Source organism: Gordonia sp. CPCC 205333 (assembly GCF_048537885.1).
Lineage (GTDB): Bacteria > Actinomycetota > Actinomycetes > Mycobacteriales > Mycobacteriaceae > Gordonia.
Window position 1 is genome coordinate 1 of record NZ_JBCLVI010000003.1, and the last position, 25,366, is coordinate 25,366.

The 25,366-nt window shown below is 62.3% G+C and carries 19 protein-coding genes; 7 read left to right on the forward strand and 12 right to left on the reverse strand.

Features of this window, described 5'->3' with window-relative positions; genetic code table 11:
- Positions 1-154: 154 nt before the first annotated feature.
- From AAFP29_RS10185 to AAFP29_RS10225, 9 genes are all read right to left on the reverse strand, one after another.
- Complete coding sequence (locus AAFP29_RS10185; RefSeq protein WP_419217266.1) at positions 155-1,132, reverse strand: patatin-like phospholipase family protein; 978 nt, start codon at positions 1,130-1,132, stop codon at positions 155-157.
- Positions 1,133-1,348: 216 nt separating this feature from the next.
- Positions 1,349-2,707: a flavin monoamine oxidase family protein gene (locus tag AAFP29_RS10190; protein WP_419217267.1), complete on the reverse strand. Its 1,359-nt coding sequence runs from the start codon at positions 2,705-2,707 to the stop codon at positions 1,349-1,351.
- Between the two features lie 31 nt (positions 2,708-2,738).
- Complete coding sequence (locus AAFP29_RS10195) at positions 2,739-3,761, reverse strand: agmatine deiminase family protein (protein WP_419217268.1); 1,023 nt, start codon at positions 3,759-3,761, stop codon at positions 2,739-2,741.
- A 1-nt stretch (position 3,762) separates the two neighbouring features.
- Complete coding sequence (locus tag AAFP29_RS10200) at positions 3,763-4,752, reverse strand: nitrilase-related carbon-nitrogen hydrolase (RefSeq protein WP_419217269.1); 990 nt, start codon at positions 4,750-4,752, stop codon at positions 3,763-3,765.
- A 40-nt stretch (positions 4,753-4,792) separates the two neighbouring features.
- Complete coding sequence (locus tag AAFP29_RS10205) at positions 4,793-6,331, reverse strand: APC family permease (protein ID WP_419217270.1); 1,539 nt, start codon at positions 6,329-6,331, stop codon at positions 4,793-4,795.
- Positions 6,332-6,419: 88 nt separating this feature from the next.
- Positions 6,420-7,877 (reverse strand): NAD-dependent succinate-semialdehyde dehydrogenase, encoded by a 1,458-nt coding sequence (locus AAFP29_RS10210; protein WP_419217271.1) that lies wholly within the window; start codon positions 7,875-7,877, stop codon positions 6,420-6,422.
- A gap of 23 nt (positions 7,878-7,900) precedes the next feature.
- Positions 7,901-9,244 (reverse strand): 4-aminobutyrate--2-oxoglutarate transaminase, encoded by a 1,344-nt coding sequence (gene gabT, locus AAFP29_RS10215; RefSeq protein ID WP_419217272.1) that lies wholly within the window; start codon positions 9,242-9,244, stop codon positions 7,901-7,903.
- Positions 9,245-9,365: 121 nt separating this feature from the next.
- Positions 9,366-10,229, reverse strand: a complete 864-nt coding sequence (locus AAFP29_RS10220) for a universal stress protein (protein WP_419217273.1) — start codon at positions 10,227-10,229, stop codon at positions 9,366-9,368.
- Positions 10,230-10,244: 15 nt separating this feature from the next.
- Positions 10,245-12,173: a primary-amine oxidase gene (locus AAFP29_RS10225; protein WP_419217274.1), complete on the reverse strand. Its 1,929-nt coding sequence runs from the start codon at positions 12,171-12,173 to the stop codon at positions 10,245-10,247.
- A 126-nt stretch (positions 12,174-12,299) separates the two neighbouring features.
- On the opposite strand from AAFP29_RS10225, the gene AAFP29_RS10230 reads away from it, so the two are divergent.
- Both AAFP29_RS10230 and nucS read left to right on the forward strand, forming a co-directional pair.
- Positions 12,300-13,820, forward strand: coding sequence for a PucR family transcriptional regulator (locus AAFP29_RS10230; RefSeq protein WP_419217275.1), 1,521 nt, complete (start codon positions 12,300-12,302; stop codon positions 13,818-13,820).
- A 436-nt stretch (positions 13,821-14,256) separates the two neighbouring features.
- The gene (gene nucS / locus AAFP29_RS10235; RefSeq protein WP_419217276.1) at positions 14,257-14,940 is read left to right on the forward strand and encodes an endonuclease NucS; all 684 of its coding nucleotides are present in this window, start codon (positions 14,257-14,259) and stop codon (positions 14,938-14,940) included.
- 10 nt (positions 14,941-14,950) lie between these two features.
- Here nucS and AAFP29_RS10240 read toward each other — a convergent pair whose 3' ends face one another.
- Together AAFP29_RS10240 and mce are read right to left on the reverse strand one after the other, a co-directional pair.
- Positions 14,951-15,985: a hypothetical protein gene (locus tag AAFP29_RS10240; protein WP_419217277.1), complete on the reverse strand. Its 1,035-nt coding sequence runs from the start codon at positions 15,983-15,985 to the stop codon at positions 14,951-14,953.
- 29 nt (positions 15,986-16,014) lie between these two features.
- The gene (mce, locus tag AAFP29_RS10245; RefSeq protein WP_419217278.1) at positions 16,015-16,509 is read right to left on the reverse strand and encodes a methylmalonyl-CoA epimerase; all 495 of its coding nucleotides are present in this window, start codon (positions 16,507-16,509) and stop codon (positions 16,015-16,017) included.
- Between the two features lie 99 nt (positions 16,510-16,608).
- Here mce and AAFP29_RS10250 point away from each other — a divergent pair, with 99 nt between their 5' ends.
- From AAFP29_RS10250 to AAFP29_RS10270, 5 genes are all read left to right on the forward strand, one after another.
- Complete coding sequence (locus AAFP29_RS10250) at positions 16,609-17,829, forward strand: acetyl-CoA C-acetyltransferase (RefSeq protein ID WP_419217279.1); 1,221 nt, start codon at positions 16,609-16,611, stop codon at positions 17,827-17,829.
- 136 nt (positions 17,830-17,965) lie between these two features.
- Positions 17,966-18,322, forward strand: coding sequence for a DUF3817 domain-containing protein (locus tag AAFP29_RS10255; RefSeq protein ID WP_419217280.1), 357 nt, complete (start codon positions 17,966-17,968; stop codon positions 18,320-18,322).
- A 22-nt stretch (positions 18,323-18,344) separates the two neighbouring features.
- Positions 18,345-19,562: an MFS transporter gene (locus tag AAFP29_RS10260; protein WP_419217281.1), complete on the forward strand. Its 1,218-nt coding sequence runs from the start codon at positions 18,345-18,347 to the stop codon at positions 19,560-19,562.
- 70 nt (positions 19,563-19,632) lie between these two features.
- Positions 19,633-20,547: a tetratricopeptide repeat protein gene (locus tag AAFP29_RS10265; RefSeq protein WP_419218058.1), complete on the forward strand. Its 915-nt coding sequence runs from the start codon at positions 19,633-19,635 to the stop codon at positions 20,545-20,547.
- Positions 20,548-20,619: 72 nt separating this feature from the next.
- On the forward strand, positions 20,620-22,995 hold the full coding sequence (locus AAFP29_RS10270) for an ATP-binding cassette domain-containing protein (protein ID WP_419217282.1): 2,376 nt from the start codon (positions 20,620-20,622) through the stop codon (positions 22,993-22,995).
- A gap of 144 nt (positions 22,996-23,139) precedes the next feature.
- Here the strand turns inward: AAFP29_RS10270 and glgB are convergent, their stop codons facing one another.
- A complete protein-coding gene (gene glgB, locus AAFP29_RS10275; RefSeq protein ID WP_419217283.1) occupies positions 23,140-25,362 on the reverse strand; it encodes a 1,4-alpha-glucan branching protein GlgB in 2,223 nt (740 codons plus the stop codon).
- Positions 25,363-25,366: the final 4 nt, after the last annotated feature.

Below are 25,366 nucleotides of genomic sequence, written 5' to 3' on the forward strand. Positions count from 1 at the left end.
GCCCTCCAGCGCCAATGGTACTGCACCCTAACCAGTGTGGGAGAGTAGGACACCGCCGAACTATATTTCGAAGAAGGCCCCAACACTAAGTGTTGGGGCCTTCTTTCATTTGGTGTCCATTCGTCTTCGAGCGATGAACTTCAGCAGTTCGCCGTCATTGCCATAATTCGCCGACCTTATCGATTAGGGCCATGCCCTGGTCATATCCGACCTGCGCCGCAATCGGCCGTAGCGAAATATCCATCGCATTCGCGCCGAACATATACTCGACGCTGCTATCCGGGGAAATGACGTAAACTTCGCTGCCACCGGCGCGGAGACCATCGACCTGCGCATCAAGATGAGTGCGCCACTCCTGGGGGTGTAACGAACGACCGCCAAATGGAGAGAGCACAAGCACGCGTTCGTAGCCGGATGCCAGATCGGCGTTCTCGGCGTTGGACCGGTACCCCCCGTCTATGTACAGACCATCGTCAATGCCATAGGCCAGGCCGCTGGCGCAGCTGGCCGCCACGGCGTCGGCGAGGTCGACGCCACTGACGTTGTCAAAGAGGACTGGCTCACCGGTACGTGCGTCGACCGCGGTGATGAGGATCGATTGTTCGGGCCATTCTCGGCTCGGTAGCCGGGCGGCGACGGTTGTCCGCCACCCTGACTGCCATGAGCCGTCAGAGACGGTGGTCCTTTCCAGGGCGGCAGCAGCCATTGTTCGGCGCATATCGTCGGCGCTATTCGCGGTCGAGATGATCGCTTTCATTCGCGCCAGGTGATCGGCGACCGCCCTATTGGGTCTAGCCACGGGTCCGACTGGCTGGGCGGGTGACTGTGGGGGCGCGTCCAGAACGGCGGCGAACTGGTCGACTGGCGTTGAACAAGTGATCTGCGCCGCGGCGGTTGATCCGGCTGATGTCCCGACGATGAGGTCTGCCTCGGTTAGGTCGAGCCCAGCGTCGAAGATTCCCGCGACGACGCCTATCAGCCATGCGTTGCCAGTTGATCCGCCGCCGCCAAGGATCAACGCCCGCTTGCCTGTCGGGATTCGAGTGGTGGCATCGATCGGTTGCCGACGGCCAGATTGCGATCGCTCGCCGGTCGTAGAGGTGTGCGGTGTTGGTGAGGATATTGTGTTCATGGGAGTCGCCTTTCGCGAATATGCGTGATGACACTCCCTGGAGCCGACTAGGTCAGTCGCGCGATCGTGGAAAGCGGGGGAGCACCCATTGCGGTACTGCGGTCATGGGTCTCACCTCCTGCTGTCGATCACGATCGCCAAATGTTAGCACCGGCCGCGCTGGTCCCCGCAACTGATTTATGCCAGGGCTAGCGAGATATCGGCTGTCGTGGTCGGCTAAGCCAACAGGTCGGCAATACTCTGTGCGGTCGCCGCGCCCATTCGGACTGCGCCGTCTACGTGCTGATAACCGGCTCCGGCGATATCCGAACAGGAGAAGTGGATTGGCCCGACCGGTGAGCGTTGATCTTTGCCATAGCGGGAGAGGCCGCCGAGATCGAAGCTCGCGGCGTAAGCGCCCCGAGTCCATTCTTCTGAGCCCCAATCGGATTCGTAGTAGACCACCGGGTCGAGCGTCTTCGGTCCGAGGAAGCGGGCCATCGACGCCAGGATCGCCGCTTTTCGTTCTGCCGCACTCAGCTCGAACATGCGGTCGGCCTTCTCATCTGATACGAAGCCGACCAGTGTGCCTCGCGGATCTTCGTGATTGGTGTTGTCGTAGACCTCTTGAACGAGTTCGCTACCGCTGAAGCCGGTTCCCGATAGTCCTTCTTCGCGCCAGAAGGGCGTGTCGTAGACGGCGTGCACCTTAATCACCAGACCGAGAGACTGATGCTGGTGCATTTGATGTTGTCGTCGCGGAAGCGGCGGATCGAAGGAGATACGCGAGTACAGATTTGGCGGCACCGCCAGAATCACCTTGCGCGCCTTCACTTCTACCCCGTCGTCTGCGACGACGGTCACCCCGCTGTCCGACCAACGTACGGATCGTACCGGTGCGCCGAGGATTACATCATCGGCCAGCCGAGCGGCCAGTCTCACCGAGACCTCCTGCATTCCGCCGACGACCCGACGGTCGAGGATGAAGTCCTCATCGACCAAGTTGGAGAACGATCCGGCCGACGCTGCCATGAGCACCGCCTGCAGGGTGGAGAAGGCATGTGCCGGTTTGGTCAGCATGCCGCCGGCTACGAACAGGCTGATGTTGTTGATCGCTTCGACGTCGTGGGTTTGGTCTTCAAGCCAGCGCCGGAACGAAATCGAGTCGAGCTCTGCCGCACGCGGATGTGCCCACGGTTCGTCGGCGCCGATCTCGGTGACCAGATCGTCGATGACGGCAATCAGGCGGTTCATCTCGGCAATGGTCTTCTCGGCCACCGGAAAATCGTCGCCGTCGTAGACAGTGCGCTCGCCGTTGGGTGCTACGTAGACTGAACTGCCGTCGCGATAGCGGGGAAATGTCGCGAGGCCGAGTTCGTCGAGCAATGCCTGTAGAGCGGTTTGGTCGGGGGATACCCATTGACCGCCGATCTCCAGTGACGCGCCATCGACTATGTCGGTCCAGGTACGTCCGCCGACCCGCTCTCGGGCCTCCAGGACCGCGACCGTCAATCCGGCTTTGGTGAGTTCGTAAGCGGCAGTGAGACCGGACGGGCCGGCTCCGACGATGGCGACGTCGCGACTAAGGGTTGGCACGGTGCTGATTCTCCTTGCGGTGGGGTGGTCGTCAGGCTGGCTGATTCTGGGTGATGCAGTGAATGCCGCCGCCGCGCGCAAAGATCGCACGAGCATCGACGGTCACCACTTCGCGGCCGGGGTAGACCGAGCCGAGAATCTCGGCGGCTTCCGCGTCGGCCGGATCATCGAATGAACAGGCCACGACGACACCGTTTGCGACGTAGTGGTTGATATAGCTGTAGTCAACGAATCCTTCGGCATCGCGGAGGGTGGACGGTGCGGGCACATCGATGACGGTCAGGGCATCGCCGCCCGTGGTGACGGCGGTCGCCAGAACTTCTTTGATCTGTTGAGACACACCGTGATCGGGATGTTCTCGATTTCGTTGATCGTGCACGATGACGGTACCGGGAACCGGCATCGCGGCAACGATGTCCACGTGACCACGAGTGCCGAACTCCTCGGAATCGCGAGTGAGGCCACGGGGCAGCCAGATCACGTTGTCGACGCCGAGCACCCGCGTCAATTCGGCTTCGACGTCGGCCGCTACCAGGCTCGGGTTACGGCCGTGATCGAGCTGTACGGTCTCGGTGACCAGCACCGTGCCGGCGCCGTCGACTTGAATGCCGCCGCCTTCGTTGACGAGATCGGAGCCGACATATGTCACCCCGGTCTGCTCAATGACAATTCGCGCGATGTGCTGGTCACGATCCCAGGCCGCCCAATCTTGTGCGCCCCAACCGTTGAACACCCAGTCGACGCCGCCGATCATGCCCGTGCCGTCGATGACGAACGTTGGTCCGATGTCGCGCATCCACGCGTCGTTGAGCGGAGCCTCGACGATATCTACTGCGGCCGAGAGATATTCGCGCGCGTAGGTACTCTGGGTCGGGTCAACCACCATGGTTACCGGCTCGTACTCGACGACAGCATTGGCCACCGCAGACCATGCCGTGCGCGCCTCATGGTGTTCGGCCTCGCTATCGCCAAGCGAATACCCCGGCGCGGGAAAAGCCATCCAGGTTCTCGAGTGCGGCTCATGCTCGGCGGGCATGCGCCATCGTGCGGTCATCTCACGCGTCCGTCGTCGCACCGAGCGGGCTGGTGCGGTTCACCGGTTCGGTCAATCGACCATATGTGTCGGGGCGCCGGGTGGACAGGAACGGAAATAGCGTCAGCCAATCTCGACGCTGATCGAGATCGAGGTCGGCTACCAGAACCGCGGATTCGTCGCGCGGAGCCTGCACCAGAATTCGTCCGTACGGGTCGGAGATGAACGATGAGCCGTAGAACGTGATGGCCCCCTCGTCGCCGTGCCGATTGGGTGCGATCATGAAGGTGCCATTGGCGATTCCGTTTCCGACGATGACTTGCTGCCATAGCGGCTGGGTGTCGAATCCGGGATGTCCGGGTTCGGATCCGATGGCTGTCGGGTAGACGATGATCTCCGCGCCGCCCAGGGAGTACATTCGGGCGACTTCGGGGAACCATTCGTCCCAGCAGGTTGGCATGCCGATCCGAGCGCCGTCGAGTTGGTCGGGTGTGTGCACGGTGTAGGCGTCGTCGCCGGACGGCCCGGGCCGGAAATACGTGTCCTCGTAATATCCTTCGGTGACCGGTATGTGCAGCTTGCGTGTGCGCGCGACGAGTCCGTCCGGGCCGACCAGGATGGCCGTGTTGAAACCGAGTCCGTCGGAATAGCTTTCGTCGCCTTCCGCGGCGCTCTTCTCGTAGAGCGATGCGTGGACGAGGATGCCGTGACGGCGTGCGGCGGCCCGGGCGAACGCTAGGGTCGGACCGGTGGATAGATCTTCGGCGTGCGCGCCGGGATTGTCCCCGCCGCGCACGAATGCGGGATAGCGCGTAAGCGTCAACTCCGGTAGGAAGACCACTTGTGCTCCCTGTGCGGCCGCGGTATCGACGCCGTTGTTGAGTTCAGCCAGCAGGTGCTCTGGCGATTCGTGCCAGCGATGCTGAACAAGACTGGCGCGCAACGGTTTTCGGGTTGGCGCATCGACTCGGGCCGACGACGTCGGCGGGGTGAGAGCGGTGACAAGTTTCATCGGCGGCGGCTCCTTTGAGAAATTCTCGATGGTGTTGCGGTCACAAGGTCTTGGCGGATTCAGGTGTTGACCGTGGCAAAGTCTCGCCGCGGAAGAACGCGGGGGACACTGCCCGCATGACAAGCATCAGCACCGCGCCGACGATCAGCAGCCCGAAGCCGATGTAGAACACCAGACCGATGCCGAAAATCTGTGCGCCACTGCCGTTGTCGGGATTCAAACTCTCCTTGACCGAGACCACGAACACGGACAGCAAGGCAATTCCGCCGAGCAGTGGGAAAAGGAATCTGAAGACGATGTTGTGCGGATTGTCGAAGAGTGAGTGACGGAAGTACCAAACGCATGCGAACGCGGTGATCCCGTAGTACCAGCAGATCATGATACCGAGCGCGGCGATCGTGTCGCCAAGGGTCTTCTCCGACACCAACGTGACCGCGGTGTAGAAGACCGCGGTCACGATACCGGCGACGAGTGCGCCGAACGCGGGCGAGAGATACCGCGGACTGATTTCGGCGAATTTGGCCGGAAATGCGCGGTAGCTACCCATCGCCAGCATCGTGCGAGCTACCGGAAGAAAGGTGGTCTGCAGGCTGGCCACCGCTGATGCGAGGATCGCGAGGAAAAGGAACATACCACCCCAGCGGCCCATTACGGGTTCCGCCAGAGCGCCGAAGACGTTGTCGCTGATCTCCTCGTTACCCAATCCCAGCCCCTCGGTACCCACGCCGGCGTACATCATCGTCGCCAATGCGACTAGGAGGTAGGTGCCCAGGATCGTCAGCACACACAACAGGCCGGCCCGCCCCGGTGTGCGTTTGGGATCCTTGGATTCTTCGCCCAGCGTCAGACAGGTGTCCCATCCCCAGAAGGCGAAGATGGATCCGGTCAGTCCGAGTGCGAATGCCGCGATCGACAGACTGCCCAGTCCACCGAACGGATTGAACCACGACCAGCTGAAGTCCAAGTGACCGATCTGCCCGCCGGCCTTCGAGAAGGCGATAATGGAGAACACCACCAGGACGATCATCTGAAATCCAACCAGCCAGTACTGGATTCGCTCACTGGTGGTGATTCCGCGCATCGAGATATAGGTGGCGATGGCGAGCAACGCGATGGTGGTGAGGATATTCACCAGCTTGTTGCTCGTGCCGAGTGATTCCCAGCCCGGGTGGTCGAAGAGACGAGCCAACATCAGATAGAAGAATTGCACGCCGACGGCGGCAAGATTCGACAATACGATGATGGTCGCCAGCACCATGCCCCACCCGCACATCCAGCCGACGTATGGGCCAAATGCCTTGGTGGACCAGGTAAACGATGCACCCGCGTCAGTGGTGTCGGCATTCAGTTCGCGATATGCGTAGGCGGTGAGGAACATCGGGATGAATCCCGCGATGAAGATCGCCGGCATCTTCAGGCCGACTGCGGCCACGATCAATCCGATGCTCGCGGTCAGGGTATAGCCGGGAGCGACGGTCGAGATGCCGAGTACGGCACCGGACATGACGCCAACTTTGTTGGCGGCCAGTCCTTTCGGGGAAACTACCGGGTCGATCTGATCTGCAGGTTGTGTGGCCATGGAAACTCCAGATGATGGTTGGGCCGGGAGAACGTGCTGATGGGGAGACGTCGGTTAGTTTCGTGCGCGCGAGATTCCGTTGTGAGGGTTAGGGGGTTAGAGCGATGTATTTGGTGTTGAGATACTCCTCGATTCCTTCGCTGCCGCCTTCGCTGCCCAGACCGGACTGCTTGACGCCGCCGAAAGGTGCTGCGGGGTCTGAGATTACGCCGCGGTTGACGCCGACCATGCCGGATTCGAGTGCGGCCGAGACGCGCAATGCACGATCGAGGTCACGGGTGTAGAAGTACGCCGCGAGGCCGTAGTCGGTGGCATTGGCTTGTTCGATGGCCTCGTCTTCGGTATCGAATCCGGTGATCACCGCGACCGGACCGAAGATTTCTTCGACCAGAATGCGTGAGCCACCGGACACTTCGTCGATGACGGTCGGCTCGTAGAAAAAGCCCGGGCGGTCGATCGTCGATCCGCCGGTGTGTACGCGTGCGCCCGCCGATACCGCTTCGTCAACCAGGGCGGCAACCGAATCACGTTGGGTGGCACTGATCAGCGGCCCCAGTGTGACGCCATCCTGATAGCCGGGGCCCACAGTGATATCTGCGATGCGTTCAGCGAGTGCCTTGGTGAACTGCTCGCGAATTGGGTTGTGTACCAACAGGCGATTGGCCGCGGTACAGGCTTCGCCACCGTTACGCATTTTCGCTGCCATCGCTCCGTCGACGGCCGCGTCGATATCGGCGTCCTCGAATACGATGAACGGCGCGTTGCCGCCCAGTTCCATCGAAGTCTTGAGTACTTGGTCGGCCGATTGTCCGATCAGAATCTTGCCTACTTCGGTCGACCCGGTGAACGAGACTTTGCGAAGACGACGGTCTTTCATCAGTGCCGCAATGACATTGGGGGCGTCGCCGGTCGGCAGCACGGACAGGACACCGGGAGGCAATCCCGCATCGTCGAATATCTGCGCGAGCAGCAGCATGGTCAACGGAGTGGCTTCGGCTGGTTTGACGATCATCGTGCAGCCCGCTGCCAACGCCGGTCCGATCTTGCGCGTACCCATAGCCAGCGGAAAATTCCATGGCGTGATGGCCAGGCACGGTCCAACCGGCTCTTTGGTCACCACGATCCGACCATTGCCCGACGGAGCGGTGGCGGTCCGTCCGCCGATTCGCACAGCTTCCTCGGAGAACCAACGCAAGAACTCGGCGCCGTAGGTGACTTCGCCGCGACTTTCGGCGACGGTCTTGCCCATCTCCAAGGTCATCAGCAGGGCGAAATCCTCGGTTCGTTCGACCACCAACTCCCATGCATGACGCAGAATGGCAGACCGTCCACGCGGCGCGGTAGCCGCCCACGATGCTTGAGCAGCGGTAGCGGATGCCAGCGCGGCATCGGCGTCGGCAAGGTCGGCATCGGCCACCGTGGTCAAAACCTCACCCGTAGCGGGGTTCACGACGTCGAAGCGTTTGCCGGAGTTGGCTTCTCGCGCACCACCGTCGATCCACAAGCCGGTAGGGACGGTTGCGAGCAGCTCGTCGAAGTCGGACATCGGGCTTCCTTTCGTGGGTTGAATCAGCGCGCGGTGCGGATGGCGTCTTCGAGAACGGAGAGTCCGTCTTCGAGTAGGTCGTCGTCGATGACGAGCGGCGGCAGAAGCCGGATCACATTTCCGTAGGTGCCGCAGGTAAGGATCACGACTCCCTGTGCGAGAGCTTGTGCGGCAATGGCTTTCGTCAGGTCAGGGTCCGGTGTGTCAGTTCCGGGCTTGACTATCTCGATGGCGATCATCGCGCCCCGGCCCCGAACCTCGCCGATCACGTCAAGGTCAGCTGAGAGTCCGCGCAGGCGGGTCAAAGCCGTCTCGCCGATCGCGCGGGCCCGTGCCGGTAGGTCGAACGCGACCATTGACTCGATCGCGGCGAGTGCTCCGGCACAAGCGATCGGGTTGCCGCCGTAAGTGCCGCCCAGACCACCCGGATGGACCTTGTCGAGAAGGTCGGCCCGCCCGGTAATCGCCGACAGTGGCAGGCCGCCGGCGATGCCTTTGGCCATCGTGATGATGTCGGGGACGACACCTTCGTCGTCGCACGCGAACCATGAGCCGGTGCGGGCGAAACCGGTCTGTACCTCGTCGGCGATGAAAACCACTCCATTCCTCGTGGCCCACTCGACGAGTGTAGGGAGGAAACCGGCGGCCGGCACGATGAAGCCGCCCTCGCCCTGGATCGGCTCGATGATGATGGCAGCCAATTGGTCTGCGCCGATTTGCTTTTCGATCGCGGTGATCGCGCGTTGAGCTGCCTGCTCGCCGGACAATCCGGCCTCATCGCGGTACGGATAGCTCATCGGCATGCGGTATACCTCCGGCGCGAACGGACCGAAGTGAGCCTTGTAGGGCATATTCTTCGCGGTCAGAGCCATCGTGAGATTGGTGCGGCCGTGATAGGCGTGATCGAAGGCGACGACGGCATCGCGGCCGGTAGCGAGTCGCGCGACCTTTACCGCGTTCTCGACGGCCTCGGCCCCGGAATTGAAGAGGACACTTCGCTTTTCGTGATCACCCGGGGTCAACTCGGCCAGCTTCTCAGCGACCGCGATATAGCCCTCGTAGGGAGTGACCATGAAACAGGTGTGGGTGAAGTGTGCGGCCTGTTCGGCGACCGCAGCCGCGACCCGCGGATCGGACGCGCCGACCCCGGTGACCGCTATTCCGGAGCCGAAGTCGATCAGGGAGTTCCCGTCGACATCGACGATCACACCGCCGTCGGCGTCGGCGGCATAGACCGGAACCGAAGAGCCGACGCCCGCTGCGACGGCCGCACGACGTCGCGTGGTGAGTTCGGTAGACCGCGGGCCTGGAAGTTCGGTGACCAGGTTGCGCTTCTGTTCGAGGCGGTAGGTGATGCTGCTGCTCATGGAAGACTCTCCCGGATCGTGCCAACGGTGTTGTGAAGAAGTGTTTTCCAAACGCCGAGTCGTCGCTATCGCCAGACTGTCCAAATATGTGAGGACGCACACGCCATTTCGGCGATGCCGACTACGTCTCCTCTCTGGGCACGACGACCATCGGCACTTGCAGCACGCGCAGCATCTTGGCGGCGGTTGATCCGAGGAACAAACGGCGTGCCTGTCCAAGCCGGCTGGAGCCGACCATGATGACGTCGCCGTCGTGCCATTCGAGTTTGTTCACCGCGTCCTCAACCGATTCGCCGTCGACGACCGACCAGGTGACCTTGATGTCCTCGGGCAGTTTGGCTTTCACGCGTTCGACGGTCTCATTGGCATGGATACGTGCTTGCTCCAACGCTGCGTCGTCGGATTTGTGTCCGTCCCCCACTGAATCGAGCGCGACCAGCGAGACCAGTCGTAGCGGCGTACCCGCCGCGCCCGCAGCGCGAACGGCGGTGGATAGCAACAGATCCGCACCGGGGCGACCACCGACCGCGCAGGTGACTTCACGAACTCGTTCGATAGTCGAGTGTCGGGTGCCGCGTGGCGCCAACACAATTGGCACCGGCGAGGAATGTAAGAGTTCGTTGACCACTGATCCGAGCGTATGAGCACCGACCAGCCCGCCACCGCCACCGCCGACAACGATTGCCTCGGCGGCAATTCGCTCTGCCTCGGCAATGATGCCTCCGGCCGAAGAATCCGCATAGGCGATATTCGTGGTTACCGCAATGTCCTCGCCGACAAGGCTTTTCGCCTCGACAAGCCATTCGGCGGCCTGCTTGGCCAGGACGGATTCGTAGTTAGTTGTCGCGGCCAGCACGGAGTCACGTTCCGGCGGCAGGATCATCGAGATCTCCAGGTCGGTACTCAGGGTGCGTGCCAGTCGGGCGCCGAGGACGACGGCGTCGGCACCACCGCTGGTGGCGAGATAGGCGACGAGAATCTTCATCTGGGAACTCCCATTTCAGTGGTGGTGATGACAGGCGGCAGGTGGAGTCGGTTCGACGTCGAGCGCCGGGTTGCGGTCGAAGAAGCCGACGGGCTTGAGCCAGAAGCTCACCACGTCGACCGGCATCACGGGCCAGTCTTCCGGACGGGTGATGTGGTGAATTCCGAACACATACCACAGTACGACGTCGGTGTTGACGATCGAGCGATTGGCGGCGGTCCACTCGGGCAGACCGTGATCGACTTTGCTCTGATTGACGAATTCTCCTGCGGGCCAACGTTCGTCGGAAGAGTTGGGGGTCACCCATAGTGTGTGCTCGATGGCTCGGCAACGCGCAAGGATGGGGGAGGCCGGATCGAACATCGCGGGGAACGCGCCGCCCGGTACCAACTTGTACGACGGATGGGTGCCCAGCCCGTTGGTCGTATTCTCGTTGACGACCTTCCACGCGCGCTGCGTGGCGAAATTCATATCCTGCTTGCCCTCTGATTCGGTCAGTAGCGGCGTATTGACCTGTCGCAGCGACAATCCGTACGGATTATCGGGCCCCATCGGCACCGTCTCGGTTTCCGAGGCGTAGACCGTGTTCTCCGTGCCGTCGACGTCGAGGTCTAATCGGGCGACGAGGAAATGCTGGTGGAACGGCGCGTAGGTGCGTTCGTCGACGAGTGAGCCGTGTGGGTGTTCGGCTCCCTCGGGAAGGTGGCTGACGACCATGATTCCTGTTGCGCGGACTTCACATTCGATATTGCCGTCCTGATAGAACCGCCAGTAGGCGAGGTATTCGTAGTTGGCTACGGTCACGTGGAACGAGACGGTAAGTCGTCGCATCCGCCGGACCTCGGACTTGTCGTGGTCAACATGCTTCCACAACACCGCGTTGTCTTCTTCGTGGATACAGATGGCGTTTCGGATCTCATAGGGCTGGCCCGTGCTGTCGTGCAAGGTGGCGTCGAGGTAACGGATCTCGCCGAGACAGTCGCAGCCCAACTCGAGTGACGTCGTCATGAAGCCGATACCCCACTCGCCGATATCGAAAGCCGTTCTGCGGTAATGATCTTCGCAGTGGTCTCGGTAGGGGACCATCATTTCGGCGAACGATAGGCGATGGGCGATCGGGCGGATCGCACCGTGATCGTTGTAGGTGACGGCGTGTATGGTCATTCCCTCGCGATAGTTGAAGCCGACTCGCAATGACCAGTTCTGCCATCCGATTCGGTTGCCGTCCAATGTGAATGACGGCCCGTCGGACTGGGTGATATCCAACGGTCGCAGCGGCTCGCGGGTGCTCGACGCGCGGATCCGGTCCGGAATGAACCTGGGTACGTATTCACCCATCACCTCTGGCCGGTCGACAGTGAAGGTGTCTTCGATCTCCAGCAGTTCCATGCTGTTCAGATCGATGATGCAGTGAAATCCGTTGACCGGACCCGCATATGGGTTTCGATCCGGTGCCGAGCGTACCCAGGTATCCGACCAGCCGATCCGCCTGCCTTTGTACTTCTCGGGGATGAGGGCATCGCCGTAGGTCCAGGTGTCCATGAACACCAGATCCATATCGGTGATCCCGCGTTGAGCAAGTGCCGATACTACGTCGGGATGACTCCGCAACGCCGCGTCGGCTTCCTCCCACTCGTCGACGGTGAAGTTGGCCTGTTGATCTGGGATATGTTCCCAGGAGATGACTCTGGACTCGGTGATCGACAGCAGAACCTTGTAGGTGGAGTTGGTCGAGCGTTCGAAGCAGATGACCGTCGCTTGCCGGTCGGGGAGACTTCCTTCGTCGTCGAAGGCAGCGATCGCGGACTTCGACGGTTCAAACATCTCGATGCTGGCATATCGCCACAGTGGTGCGGTGACACCCTTCGAGTCGCGCAGTATTGCGGTGACCGCGGCGAACTCGTCTGCGGATAACGGGTCTAGCGGATGAAAGGTGTTCGCCATTCTCAGGTTTCCTCTCTTGCCCTCAAGAGCCACTGGGCGCAGGTATAACACTGCTCCCCACACGATGCCACGGCATCTGCCAGAATGTCGGTGATCGGCCGGCTTATCTAGACAGAATGGAGTGCAGTGGGCGTACCTGTGCGGTGGCTTCTCAATCAATCCGACCTCGGATTGCGTCTGCGGGGCGGCGAGTCGGGTCTGAGTGCGGAGATCACCTTCGCGGTCACCACCGAGTTGGCCAATCCCGGACGATGGCTGTCCGGCGGCGAATTGGTCCTGGCCACCGGCATCGGCCTGCCGTCCGACGTATCGGGCCGGCGCGGCTACGTCCGAGAATTGGCTGAATGTGGCGTAGCGGCAATAGGTTTCGGCCTTGGCTTGTCCCATGATGCCATACCGCCGGAACTGATCGAAGAAGCTGATCGGCATGGAATGCCCCTGTTCGAAGTGCCGTTACCCACTCCGTTCGTGGCCATCGTGAAGACCGTCATGAGTCGTCTGGCCGAGCAACAGTACGAGTCGGTGTTTCGGGCGTCGCGTGCGCAACCGCGAATGACTCGCGCGGCCGTCGGTGGTGGGGTGGCTTCGACGATTCGTGAGCTGTCGAGTGCCTGTGGTGGGCCGGTATTGTTATGCGACCAGGCAGGTCGGGTGATTGACAGATCGCCATCGTCGTCTGGTGACGAGATCTCGTCGGCGGTCGTCGAATTGATTGCCGAGCGACTGCCCGACGTGCCCGACAGTAGCGTGATTTCGAGTCCGTCCGGCGTCGTCGTGGTCCAATCGATTCGCGTCGGTAGCCGGACCCACGGCTATCTCGCGGTGGTATTTCCGGGTGAGCCGAGGCTGGTGGACCAGGTGCTGATCGGCCACGCGAACTCGTTGCTCGCCCTGGATTTCGAGAAGCCGCTGCGCCTGCACGCCGACCAGAACCGAGTGAACACCGGTGCGCTGCAGATCCTGCTTTCCGGCGGCACCGATTTATCACGAGCGCGCGAAATGGTCAGCGGCGCAGCAGATGACCACGGCTGGATCAGAGTCCTCACCGTGCTCGGCTCCGACGCTGGGTCGCTTGTCGATGTGATTGACGGACAACTCAGTGCGGCCGGTCGGCCGGGCTTTCTACTGTCCGAACCCGACGGTACTTCGACGCTGGCAGTGTTGCGTGGGACCGACGATCTCGATTTCGTGCGTCACATCGTCGATGCCCTGCCGATTCGTTCGCGACGTGTCCTGCGGATCGGATTGAGCGCGCCGCACGACCTCGCGGATCTCGAAGCGGCAGTGGAACAGTCACGGATGACCGCGTCGTCGGCCGAGCATCGCGGCACGCCTACAGAGGCGTCGGGGCTCGTCGGCCGGACCTTGCTTGCCTCACCGGAGTCGCGCCGCGTGCTCAACGAAATCGCGGGCATCATGGTTGACCCGTTGACCGTTCACGACGAGGCCAACAACACCGAATTGCTGCCGTCGTTGCGTGCGTACCTGGAGGCGAACGGGCAATGGGAGTCGGCTGCCGCGGCCCTCGGCGTACATCGACATACCCTGCGCAGCCGCATTACCCGCGCCGAGGAAGTCCTGGGCTGCGATCTCGATTCGGCGCGGGTGCGCGCGGAGCTTCTACTCGCGATTCTGGCGCGGGGCTAAGCCAACCGGCACGGCTGAAGTCTGCAGCGTGGGTCTTGCTGAGGGGGTTGTCACCTAGGTTGGGGTGAGCACGCAGAGTTGAGTCTGACTGGAGCCTGCGGCCTGGACTGTGCCGAGGGCGTATTCACCTCGGCGGACCTGAGCGCGCAGACTCTAGCCAGCGCTCTGACTGCGCCGACTGGAGCCTGCGGCCTGGCCCGTGTCGAGGGCGTATTCACCTTGGCGGACCTGAGCGCGCAGACTTTAGCTTCGGCGACACGGCATAGCCCTTCGACGGTCGCGCGCAGTTCCCAACAGCGAAAATCGTTGGGCGCCTTACTTGAGCCAATCCCTCTCGGTTCTCTGCCAGGGTTGATGTCGGGTGGGTTGGCGCCCCGGACGCACCGTGGACGCCATCTCCCCGAGGCCGCTAGGCCGATGCCCTAGGCTGGTCCGCGTGCGATTGGTTATTGCGGAGTGCCAAGTTGACTATGTCGGCAGATTGACCGCCCATCTCCCGATGGCGAAGCGTTTGCTGTTGGTGAAATCGGATGGTTCGGTGAGCGTCCACGCCGACGACCGTGCCTACAAACCGCTTAACTGGATGAGCCCGCCATGCTGGCTGATCGAGGAAGAAGTCCCTGACGAGTTGGACGCGCAGGCGCTCTGGGTTGTTACCAACAAGGCCGACGAACAGTTGCGCATCACGATCAAGAGCATCGAACACGATTCCGCGCACGAACTGGGTATTGATCCTGGCCTGATCAAAGATGGCGTCGAAGCTCATCTGCAGGAGTTGCTGGCCGAGCACGTCGAGACATTGGGGCAGGGCCACACGCTGATTCGCCGGGAGTATATGACGGCGATCGGCCCGGTTGATCTGCTCTGTCGCGACGCCGACGGCGGCACGGTCGCGGTGGAGATCAAGCGGCGCGGCGAGATCGACGGCGTCGAGCAGTTGACCCGTTACCTGGACTTGCTCAACCGTGATCCGCTACTCGCACCGGTCGCGGGAGTCTTTGCGGCGCAACAGATTAAACCTCAGGCGCGAACGCTCGCGACCGATCGCGGTATTCGCTGTCTGGTCTTGGACTACGACAAACTTCGCGGCACCGAGAACACCGAGTTCAAGCTCTTCTGATCGACGCCGGTCAGCGTTTCTGAGCGACCCGACGGTTCACATTGTTGCCGTTGACCGGCGCAGTACTCGGCTCCGACGACGACGAGTCGCCATCCTGATCGTCTGATTCGCGTCGCGGCGCGGCTTGTTGTTTCGCAGCGGCGATTTTCGACGGCCCGGACAACTCGCGATTGAGTAGCTCGGTGTCTGACAGATCGTCGGCGTCAGCGAAGTCGTCGATGTGGGCGAGTTTGAGTTCTCCCGGCGCCGAGATGAGGTGCTTTCGCAATTCTTCAAGATGGTCGAGTACGCCCTGATGGGTGCTACGTGCCCGCTTGGCGAACTCACGCGACTGCTTCATCCGCTCCAATGCGACCCGCTGCGCGGTCTCCTTCAGGCGTTTGACCTCGGCGTTGGCCTTCGCGCGCTCCGAAGCGATCTGTGTGTCGAAGCGCTCGCGCTCGGTGTTGCGCGCACGCGAACTTTGCTGCTCGAGTTCGGTGGCCTCGTTGGTTGCCTTGGCGAGGATGCGTTTTGCTTCCTCGCGAGCGGCGGTCATCGTTGAGGTGTGCTCGTTCTCCATCGCTGACTTACGGTCGGCGAGGGCGCGAGTGGTCTTCTCAGCATCGCGTTTGGAGGTGGCCGCGATTTCCTCGGCCCGCCGGGTGTTCGCGGCGACCTTGGCTTCGGAATCGGCGACCATCGACGCCGCGTGCTGGCGAGCGACTGACACGGTCTCGGCTGCCTCGGCTTCTGCGGTGGCGCGAATCTCCGATGCTTCGTCGGAGGCGAGTTGCAGCATCCGGGACAGTCGCTCACTCATGCCTTGAGCGGTGGTCGGCGGCACCGAAAGTCGGTCCACCTCGTGGCGCAACTCCTCGATCTCTTCGCGTGCCGCGCCCAGGTGTGCGGCCAGTTCGTTGGCGTTAGCGTTGGCCGCATCGCGGTCGGCGGCGAGCACGCGCAACTCGGCGTCGAGACGCTGGAGTCGATCGTTGACCTGGTCGCGGTCATAACCACGACGGACGGTGTCAAAGGGCGCGGGGCGCTGGGCGGGTGCCGACATGGCGACCAGTGTAATCGCGTCAGCCGACGCTAGTGACCGCCACCGTCGGCTGCGGGCTCCACCAGCTCCAGCAGTACGCCACCGGCATCTTTGGGATGTACGAAGTTAATTCGCGAATCGGCGGTGCCCCGGCGCGCGGCCGGGTAGAGAACACGGACTCCCGCGCTGGTCAGGCGCGCGGTGACGGCATCTACGTCGATAACGCGGACAGCGAGTTGTTGCAGTCCGGGCCCGTTGCGCGCGATGAATTTCGCGATGGTCGACTCATCGTTGAGCGGGGCGAGCAATTGGATGACGGCGCTGCCATCGGTGCCCGCGCCGCGCGGCCCGATCATCGCTTCGCGCACGCCTTGGTCCTCATTGACCTCCTCATGGAGGGTTACGAAGCCCAGATGCGTGGCATACCAATTCTTTGCGGCGTCGAGGTCGGCGACGGCGATGCCGGCGTGATCGATCGCTGTCACGAGATCTTCGATCAACGCAGTGGCAGGAATGCTGGCTGGATCCGTTGGCGATGCGCTCATCCTCCAAAGGTAGCGTTGAGCGCGAAGGCCACTGCGCGGTGGTCTGCCACCAGTTGAGTTACCCAGCAGTAGCCACGTCGCAGTCACAAGGAGTTAGCAATGTCCGCAGAATCCTCGGTAATCGTCGCCGGTGCACGCACCCCGTTCGGCCGTTTGTCGGGTGCGCTCAAAGGGCAGTCGGGCGCTGACCTCGGCGGCACTGCCATCAAAGCCGCCGTCGAACGCGCCGGCATATCCGCCGACGTTGTGGATTACGTGATCATGGGCCAGGTTCTGACCGCCGGAGCCGGGCAAATGCCCGCCCGCCAAGCCGCGATCAAAGGTGGCATCGGCTGGGATGTCCCGACGCTGACCATCAACAAAATGTGTCTGTCGGGAATCGATGCCATCGCGTTGGCCGACCAACTGATCCGCGCGGGCGAATTCGACGTCGTCGTGGCAGGCGGCCAAGAGTCGATGACGCAGGCGCCGCACGTCCTCCCCGGTAGCCGCAATGGTTTCAAATACGGCAACACCGAACTCGTCGACCACATGGCATACGACGGACTGTGGGATGCGTTCACTGATCAGCCAATGGGGGCGCTGACCGAACAGGGCAACGACGTGGTGAGTGGCGCTGAGGCAGATCCGACCCGCGGTTTCACCCGCGTCGAGCAGGATGAGTTCGCCGCGCGCAGCCATCAGTTGGCAGCGCAAGCGTGGAAGAATGGACTCTTCGCCGACGAGGTTGTGCCCGTTGAGATTCCGCAACGAAAAGGCGATCCGATCGTCTTCGCCGAGGATGAGGGCATCCGCGCGGACACCACTGCCGACTCGCTGTCCGGGCTGCGGCCGGCGTTCCGCAAGGATGGGACTATTACGGCGGGCAACGCGTCGCAGATCTCCGACGGCGCGGCAGCTGTCATCGTGATGAGTAAGTCGAAGGCGCAAGAGCTCGGCGTCGAATGGCTGGCCGAGATCGGTCCGCATGGCGTCGTGGCCGGGCCGGACTCGTCATTGCAGGCGCAACCCGCGAACGCCATCGAAAAGGCTTGTGCGCGTGCGGGAATCGACCCCAAGGATCTCGATCTCATCGAAATCAACGAAGCGTTCGCCGCAGTGGGGCTGGCATCGACCAAGAAGCTCGGCATCGACCCGGAGAAGGTCAACGTCAATGGCGGTGCGATCGCGCTCGGTCATCCGATCGGAACCTCGGGTGCGCGCATCACGCTGCATCTGGCGCTGGAACTCAAGCGTCGCGGTGGCGGAGTGGGCGCGGCCGCGCTATGTGGCGCGGGTGGCCAGGGCGATGCACTGATCATCACGGTGCCGAAGGGCTGATCCACCGGCGGTTCGTGCCGATGGTCAGGCATCGTCGGTGATTCGCCCCCGGCCAGCAACCGAATACTCACCCCGAGCCGAGTGACTCCTACTACGTTTGGTAGTAGGAGTCACCTCCGTCATGCACAATGGACCCATGCAGATTTTCGACCTGACCACGCCGGCCAAGAGATTCCGTTTTGTCGCAATCGCCGAGGCCATCACCTGGCTCGCGCTGCTGATCGCGATGTTCTTCAAATGGGTCCTTGGCCACGAAGAGGCGGTTGCGATTCCGGGCATGGTGCATGCAGTCGTCTTCGTGGTGTTCTGCGTCGTCGCGCTACTGACCGCGTGGCAGCTCAAGTGGAACCTCAAGGTCACCGCGCTCGCATTGGTCTCCTCGATCCCGCCCTTTGGGACCTTGGTCTTCGAATGGTGGGCCGCGCGCAACGGTCACCTGGCCGAGTTGTCGACCGACAACTCCGACGACGCCACCACCGCGATCACAGCCTGATCGACCACCTACCCTGGGGCGGGTGACCAACCGGACCGACGACGCCCAGCCGCGCCGCGCGCGGATCGCGGTCACCGTCGTTTTTGCCCTCAACGGATTTCTCGCCGCGATGTGGGTTGCGCACATCCCGGTCATCACCGACCGCACCGGCGTCAGCCACGAGACGCTTGGCGGCCTGTTGCTGTTACTCGGCGGCTCGGCATTCGTGGGTATGCAGTTGTGCGGGCCGCTCATCGATCGGTTCGGATCGCGACCATTGACGATCATCGCGGTATCGGTATTGGCGGTTGCCGTGCTCGGTCCGGTGCTTGCAACTGGAACCGTTAGTCTCGCGTTGGCGATGGTGGCCTTCGGTTTTGCCAACGGTGGCCTCGACGTATCGATGAATTCGCAGGCGGTCGTCGTTGAGCAGGCCTATCCACGGCCGATCATGTCGGCATTCCACGCGTATTTTTCGGTTGGCAGCATGATCGGTTCGGCGATCGTCGCGCTAACCCTCTGGGTCGACGTCGGTGTCGTCGCGACTGTCGTCGGGGCCGCGATCTTCGCGGTCGTCGTGCTCGCGTTGGTGGCCCCGCAGCTCTCGGTCGACGACGTCGCCGCGACGCAACTGTCGGGGCAGACGCAACCGCGCTGGTGGCACCGCGTGGATCGCTCCCGTCTTGTCCTTCTCGCGATCGTTGCCTTTGCGCTGATGCTGGCCGAGGGCACCGCATACGACTGGTCGGCACTGCAGGTGGTGGAGACCTTCAACGTCCCCGACGCGAGCGGGGCCATCGCCTTCTTCGCGTTCAGCGCCGCGATGACGGTGACTCGCTTTGTCATCGACCCCATCGCCGCCGCTATCGGACCGGCCGCTGTGGTGCGGATTGGCGCGGCGATCGGCGCCATCGGCATGGCGATCGTGGTGGTGTCGGCGAATTTCGACGACGCGCAGTGGATAGCCACAGCCGGCTGGCTCATATTCGGCATCGGCCTGGCCGGCGGGATTCCGCAGATCTTCACCGCGGCCGGGAATCTCTCGCCGGTCGCCAGCGGCCAGGTGATTTCCGCGGTTGTCGGCTGCGGATACCTGGGAATGCTGGCTGGCCCAGCGGTCGTCGGCTTGTTGAGTCATCTGACGTCGCTGTCGTCTGCGTTGGTGGTCGTGATTGTCGCGCTGGGAGTGGCACTGGCGTTTGCCGGCCAAGTGAATAAACGGGCCTCCACCACCGGATCGTCGAGCATTCAACTCTCATGACACACTGTTAGTCGTGAGCAGACCACAGAGTCGGCAGGCCGCCGCCCAGCAGGCCGCCGCAGCAGTAGCCATGGCAGGTGCGGTTGATCTCGCGGTCCTCAAGGAACGCGCCGATGCACAGCGCGCACAGGCGGCTCGACCGAGCAGCGATCCAGCCGGCGCGCCGACGTCGGGCGAAGTGACTCCGACTGGAGGATCGGCTCCAGCGGTCGTCGAGGTAACCGAGGCCAACTTCGAAGCCGATGTGCTGACGCGTTCCACCCAACAACTCGTTGTCGTGGTGCTGTGGTCGCCGCGCAGCGCTGCGACGGCGCAGCTGGTGCAATTGCTCGCATCTGCGGCGCAGCAGTCCGGCGGTCGATGGGCGTTAGCGGCGGTCGATGCCGACGCCAATCCGCGCATTGTCCAAGCATTCCAAGCGCAGGGGGTGCCCTTGGTGATCGCCATCGCCCAGGGCCGGCCCGTCGCGGAATTCGAGGGGCGATCAGAAGCCGAGATCGAGCCATGGATTGACTCGATCCTCGCGCAGATTGGCCACACCTTTGCCGGCGCACCCGCCGAAGCGCCGACCGAGCCGGAGGAAGTGGACCCGCGGCTGGCCGCTGCCGAAGAGAAGTTCAATTCAGGTGATCTGGACGGCGCACTGGTCGCGTATCGCGAGATTGCGGCAGCCGAGCCGAACAACACCGAAGTCGCGTCGCTCATCCGCAACATCGAATTCATGGCGCGGGCCAACGCCCACGACGATTCGGTACTCGAGTCCGCTCCCAATGACGTCGACGGACAACTTGCCGCTGCCGACAAACTGCTACTCGATCAACGCCCCGAAGAGGCCTTCGATCGCATCATCACCGCGATCAAACTGAGCGACGGCGACGAACGAACCAGAGCACGGACCAGGTTGCTGGAGCTATTCGAATTATTCGATCCCGCAGAAACATTCGTGGTTGCAGCGCGACGGAAGCTGGCCGCAGCGTTGTACTGATCGGGCGTGGCGCGCCAAACTGATCAGGAATGAAGAAGCGTCGATGTTCGGCGTCCCTATAATCTGATACGCATGAATCCCAGCCCCACCGCTCATACTGCCGATTCCCACGACATGATCCGCGTTTACGGTGCGCGGGAGAACAATCTCAAAGACATCAGCGTCGAGATCCCCAAGCGGCGGCTCACTGTATTCACCGGTGTCTCCGGCTCGGGGAAGAGCTCGCTCGTCTTCGGGACCATCGCGGCCGAGTCGCAGCGGATGATCAATGAGACCTACAGTGCTTTCATCCAGGGGTTCATGCCCACGCTGGCTCGTCCCGACGTCGACGTCATGGATGGTCTGACCACCGCGATCACCGTGAGCCAGGAGCGGATGGGTGCCGACCCGCGGTCGACGGTCGGCACCGCGACCGACGCCAATGCAATGCTTCGAATCCTATTCAGTCGGCTCGGCAAGCCGTATATCGGTTCGCCGCAAGCCTTTTCGTTCAACGTCGCTTCGGTGAGCGGGGCCGGCGCCGTCACCGTCGAAAAGGCGGGGCGCACAGTGAAGGAGCGTCGGAGCTTCAATCTGGTTGGCGGTATGTGTCCGCGATGCGAGGGTCGTGGCTCGGTATCCGACTTCGATCTCACCGCCCTCTACGACGACACGAAGTCACTGAACGAGGGCGCCCTCACGATTCCCGGCTACACCATGGACGGCTGGTACGGCCGGATCTATCGAGGATGTGGCTGGTTCGACCCCGACAAGCCGATCAAGAAGTACACCAAGCGCGAACTCAACGACCTGCTCTACAAGGAGTCGACCAAGATCAAGGTCGAAGGCATCAATCTCACCTATCTGGGACTTATCCCGCAGATCCAAAAGTCCTTCCTCGCAAAGGATCGCGAGGCGATGCAGCCACATATCCGCGCCTTCGTCGACCGCGCCATCACCTTCACCACCTGCCCGGACTGCGACGGCACTCGGCTGACGGAAGGCGCTCGATCGTCGAAAATCGCCGGGAAGTCCATCGCCGACGCCTGTTCGATGCAGATCTCCGATCTGGCGCAGTGGGTCAGCGCGCTCGATGAGCCGTCGGTCGGGCCGCTGCTGGAAAACCTGTCTCGCAGCCTGAACTCCTTCGTCGAGATCGGTCTGGGCTACCTGTCCCTCGAGCGTCCGGCCGGCACGCTCTCGGGTGGAGAAGCGCAGCGCACCAAGCTGATTCGGCATTTGGGATCCTCGCTCACCGATGTCACCTATGTGTTCGACGAACCGACGATCGGATTGCACCCGCACGACATCGCGCGGATGAACAACCTTCTGCGCCAGCTCCGCGACAAAGGCAACACTGTTCTTGTCGTCGAGCACAAGCCGGAAACTATCGTCATCGCCGATCATGTGGTCGATCTCGGTCCGGGGGCCGGATCAGACGGTGGCACAATCTGTTTCGAAGGAACGGTCGACGAGTTGCGTGCCAGCGACACGGTAACCGGTCGCCACCTCGACGACCGATCGTCGTTGAAAGACGAGGTTCGGTCACCCAGTGGCGCGTTGGAGATCCGCGGAGCGAACGCCAACAACCTCCGCGACGTCGACGTCGACATTCCGCTCGGTGTCCTCACCGTCGTGACGGGCGTGGCCGGGTCCGGTAAGAGTTCGCTCATTCACGGATCGTTCGCGAAATCCGACGACGTGGTCTCCATCGATCAGGGTGCCATCAAAGGGTCGCGCCGAAGCAACCCGGCCACCTACTCCGGACTCCTCGAACCGATCAGGAAGGCCTTCGCGAAGGAGAATGGGGTGAAACCCGCACTGTTCAGCGCGAATTCGGAGGGCGCTTGTCCAGCGTGTAAGGGTGCCGGGGTGATCTACACCGATCTGGGCATCATGGCTGGAATGTCGACGGTATGCGAGCAGTGTGAGGGTAAGCGATTCGACGCGTCAGTACTCGACTTCACCTTCGGGGGCCGCGACATCAGCGAGGTGCTCGGCATGTCGGTCGCTCAGGCGCATGAGTTCTTCGCCGACGGAGATTCGCGAATTCCGGCGGCACACAAGATCCTTGGGCATCTGGTCGACGTCGGGCTAGGCTATCTCACCATCGGGCAGCCGCTTACAACGTTGTCCGGCGGCGAGCGCCAGCGGCTGAAACTGGCGACGCATCTGGGTGATAAGGGCGGCGTATACGTTTTGGATGAGCCGACGACCGGACTGCACCTGGCCGACGTTGAGAATCTGCTCGAACTACTCGACCGCATCGTCGATGCCGGTAAGTCCGTCATCGTTATTGAGCATCACCAGGCTGTGATGGCCCACGCGGACTGGATCATCGACTTGGGGCCGGGCGCCGGCCACGACGGCGGCAAAGTGGTCTTCGAAGGCACGCCAGCGCAATTGGTCGCGGCGCGATCGACGTTGACCGGTGAACATTTGGCGGAGTACGTCCACTCCGTGAAGTGAGGGGTGATCGTTGGGGACAACTCCCGATCGACGAGTGCGTTGGACGAGCTTGCGAGTCCAACGTGTATCGAGACGCCAGGCGGCCGAAATGCCAATCTCAGCCAGCACATCTCGGCAAAGCACTCGACGATCGGGAGATGCGGGCTAGTCCCGCACCGGCGCCAGCCAGATCGCCGAGTTCGGTGGCAGCAGTACCGTCGCCGACGCCGGGCGGCCATGCCACGGTTCGTCCGTCGCGATCACTTCGCCGAGGTTCCCACGCCCCGCACCGCTGTACGCCCCGGCGTCGGTATTCAGGATCTCTGTCCACTCGCCGACGTGGGGGAGGCCGACTTTGTATTCCGAACGATCCGATCCGGAGAAATTGAAGACGCACGCGACCATTGAGCCATCAGTCCCATTGCGGAGGAAACTGATCACATTGTTGGCGGTGTCATTGGCGTCGATCCACGAATAGCCCTGTGGCGTCGTATCCTGACTGTAGAGCGCGGGGGAGTCGCGGTAGACGCGATTGAGGTCCGTCACCAACGACGCTATGCCGGAATGCAATTCGCCTTCCCAGCCAGAACGCTGATCCCAGTCCAGACCCCGATCGTCAGCCCATTCGGCTGACTGGCCGAACTCCTGGCCCATAAAGAGCAGTTGCTTTCCCGGGTGAGACCACATGTAGGCCAAGAAGATTCGCACGCCCGCCGCCTTGGCGAAGGCATCACCGGGCATCCGGGTCCACAGTGTGCCTTTGCCGTGCACTACTTCGTCATGGGAGATGGGTAGTACAAAGTTCTCGCTCCACGCGTACATCAGCGAGAAGGTGATCTCATGATGATGGAAGCTGCGATGCACCTGATCCCGGCCGAGGTATCCCAGCGTGTCGTGCATCCATCCCATATTCCACTTCAGGGTGAAGCCGAGCCCGCCGAGCGCTGTGTCCCGAGTGACCCCTGGCCACGACGTCGACTCCTCGGCCGCGGTCACGACCCCCGGGAAGTGCTTGTGCACAGTGGCATTCATCTCCTGGAGGAACTGCACCGCCTCCAGGTTCTCGCGTCCGCCGTGGATATTCGGTGTCCACTGACCTTCCGGTCGCGAATAGTCCAGGTACAGCATCGCGGCGACAGCGTCGACGCGCAGGCCGTCGACGTGGAACTCGGCAAACCAGTACAGCGCATTCGCTACCAGGAAATTGCGAACCTCGGCTCGACCGAAGTTGAAAATGTATGTGCCCCAGTCGAGTTGCTCACCGCGCTGCGGATCGCTGTGTTCATACAGCGCGGTGCCGTCGAAACGAGCCAATGCCCAGTCGTCTTTGGGGAAGTGGGCGGGCACCCAGTCGATAAGGACCGAGATGCCGCGGCTGTGCAGATGATCGACCAGATAGCGGAAATCATCAGGCGACCCGAACCGCGCCGTAGGTGCGTAATACGACGTGACTTGATAACCCCACGACCCGCCGAAGGGATGCTCGGCTACCGGCAGGAATTCGACGTGGGTAAAACCCAGCTCGGTCACATAGTCGGCGAGCTCGGCCGCTAGTTCTCGGTAGTTCAGCCCCAGCCGCCAGGATCCCAGATGAACCTCGTAGACACTCATCGCCTCGTCCGTGGGAGTTGACTTGGCGCGCTTGGCAATCCATTGGTCGTCGGTCCATCGGTAGTCAGAGTCGTCGATAACCGAGGTGGTGGACGGCGGGGCACTTGTGCGCCGCGCCATCGGGTCGGCCTTGTCGCGGATGATGCCGTCGGAACCGTGAATGCGGAACTTGTAGGCGTCGCCCACCCGTAGGTCGGGGATGAAGATCTCCCACACGCCAGTGGAGCCCAGTGAACGCATCGGGAACGCGCGACCGGCCCAATTGTCGAAGTCTCCGATCACGGTGACCCCGTGTGCATTCGGTGCCCATACCGAGAACGAGACGCCGTCGACCACGCCATCGGGTGTCGTATACGAATGCAGTCGGGCGCCGAGGGCCTCCCACAGCCGTTCGTGGCGGCCTTCGGAGATCAGATGGGTGTCAACCTCGCCGAGCGAGGGCAGGAACCGGTACGGGTCGGCGACGACGAATTCCCTTGTGCCGCCGTCGGGGTCAGGATAGGTGACTCGGTATCGATAGTCCATCAGGTTGTCGATGGGGACAGCCGCCACGAATAGGTCGGGAGCCTGCGATGTCATCGGATAGTCCACCCCGCCGATGACTGCGCTCACCGCGACCGCATCGGGTCGCAACACTCGCAGAATTGTGTGGCCCGTTGTCGCATGGGCACCGAGAAAGGAATGGGGATCGTGATGAGTCTGCGCCGCAAGACGATTCAGATCGAATTCCGATGCGCTGGCATCAATGCGTCCGGGTGCCGGGTCTTTGCTGGTCATCTTC

What these genes read in the sequence shown, in the direction of transcription:
- AAFP29_RS10255 (WP_419217280.1), top strand. Translation starts at nt 17,966, where the DNA reads ATGCAGATTTTCGACCTGACCACGCCGGCCAAGAGATTCCGTTTTGTC.
- AAFP29_RS10185 (WP_419217266.1), bottom strand. Translation starts at nt 1,132, where the DNA reads ATGAACACAATATCCTCACCAACACCGCACACCTCTACGACCGGCGAG.
- AAFP29_RS10240 (WP_419217277.1), bottom strand. Translation starts at nt 15,985, where the DNA reads ATGTCGGCACCCGCCCAGCGCCCCGCGCCCTTTGACACCGTCCGTCGT.
- AAFP29_RS10220 (WP_419217273.1), bottom strand. Translation starts at nt 10,229, where the DNA reads ATGAAGATTCTCGTCGCCTATCTCGCCACCAGCGGTGGTGCCGACGCC.
- mce (WP_419217278.1), bottom strand. Translation starts at nt 16,509, where the DNA reads ATGAGCGCATCGCCAACGGATCCAGCCAGCATTCCTGCCACTGCGTTG.
- gabT (WP_419217272.1), bottom strand. Translation starts at nt 9,244, where the DNA reads ATGAGCAGCAGCATCACCTACCGCCTCGAACAGAAGCGCAACCTGGTC.
- AAFP29_RS10250 (WP_419217279.1), top strand. Translation starts at nt 16,609, where the DNA reads ATGTCCGCAGAATCCTCGGTAATCGTCGCCGGTGCACGCACCCCGTTC.
- glgB (WP_419217283.1), bottom strand. Translation starts at nt 25,362, where the DNA reads ATGACCAGCAAAGACCCGGCACCCGGACGCATTGATGCCAGCGCATCG.
- AAFP29_RS10270 (WP_419217282.1), top strand. Translation starts at nt 20,620, where the DNA reads ATGAATCCCAGCCCCACCGCTCATACTGCCGATTCCCACGACATGATC.
- AAFP29_RS10210 (WP_419217271.1), bottom strand. Translation starts at nt 7,877, where the DNA reads ATGTCCGACTTCGACGAGCTGCTCGCAACCGTCCCTACCGGCTTGTGG.
- AAFP29_RS10265 (WP_419218058.1), top strand. Translation starts at nt 19,633, where the DNA reads ATGGCAGGTGCGGTTGATCTCGCGGTCCTCAAGGAACGCGCCGATGCA.
- AAFP29_RS10195 (WP_419217268.1), bottom strand. Translation starts at nt 3,761, where the DNA reads ATGACCGCACGATGGCGCATGCCCGCCGAGCATGAGCCGCACTCGAGA.
- AAFP29_RS10200 (WP_419217269.1), bottom strand. Translation starts at nt 4,752, where the DNA reads ATGAAACTTGTCACCGCTCTCACCCCGCCGACGTCGTCGGCCCGAGTC.
- AAFP29_RS10225 (WP_419217274.1), bottom strand. Translation starts at nt 12,173, where the DNA reads ATGGCGAACACCTTTCATCCGCTAGACCCGTTATCCGCAGACGAGTTC.
- AAFP29_RS10205 (WP_419217270.1), bottom strand. Translation starts at nt 6,331, where the DNA reads ATGGCCACACAACCTGCAGATCAGATCGACCCGGTAGTTTCCCCGAAA.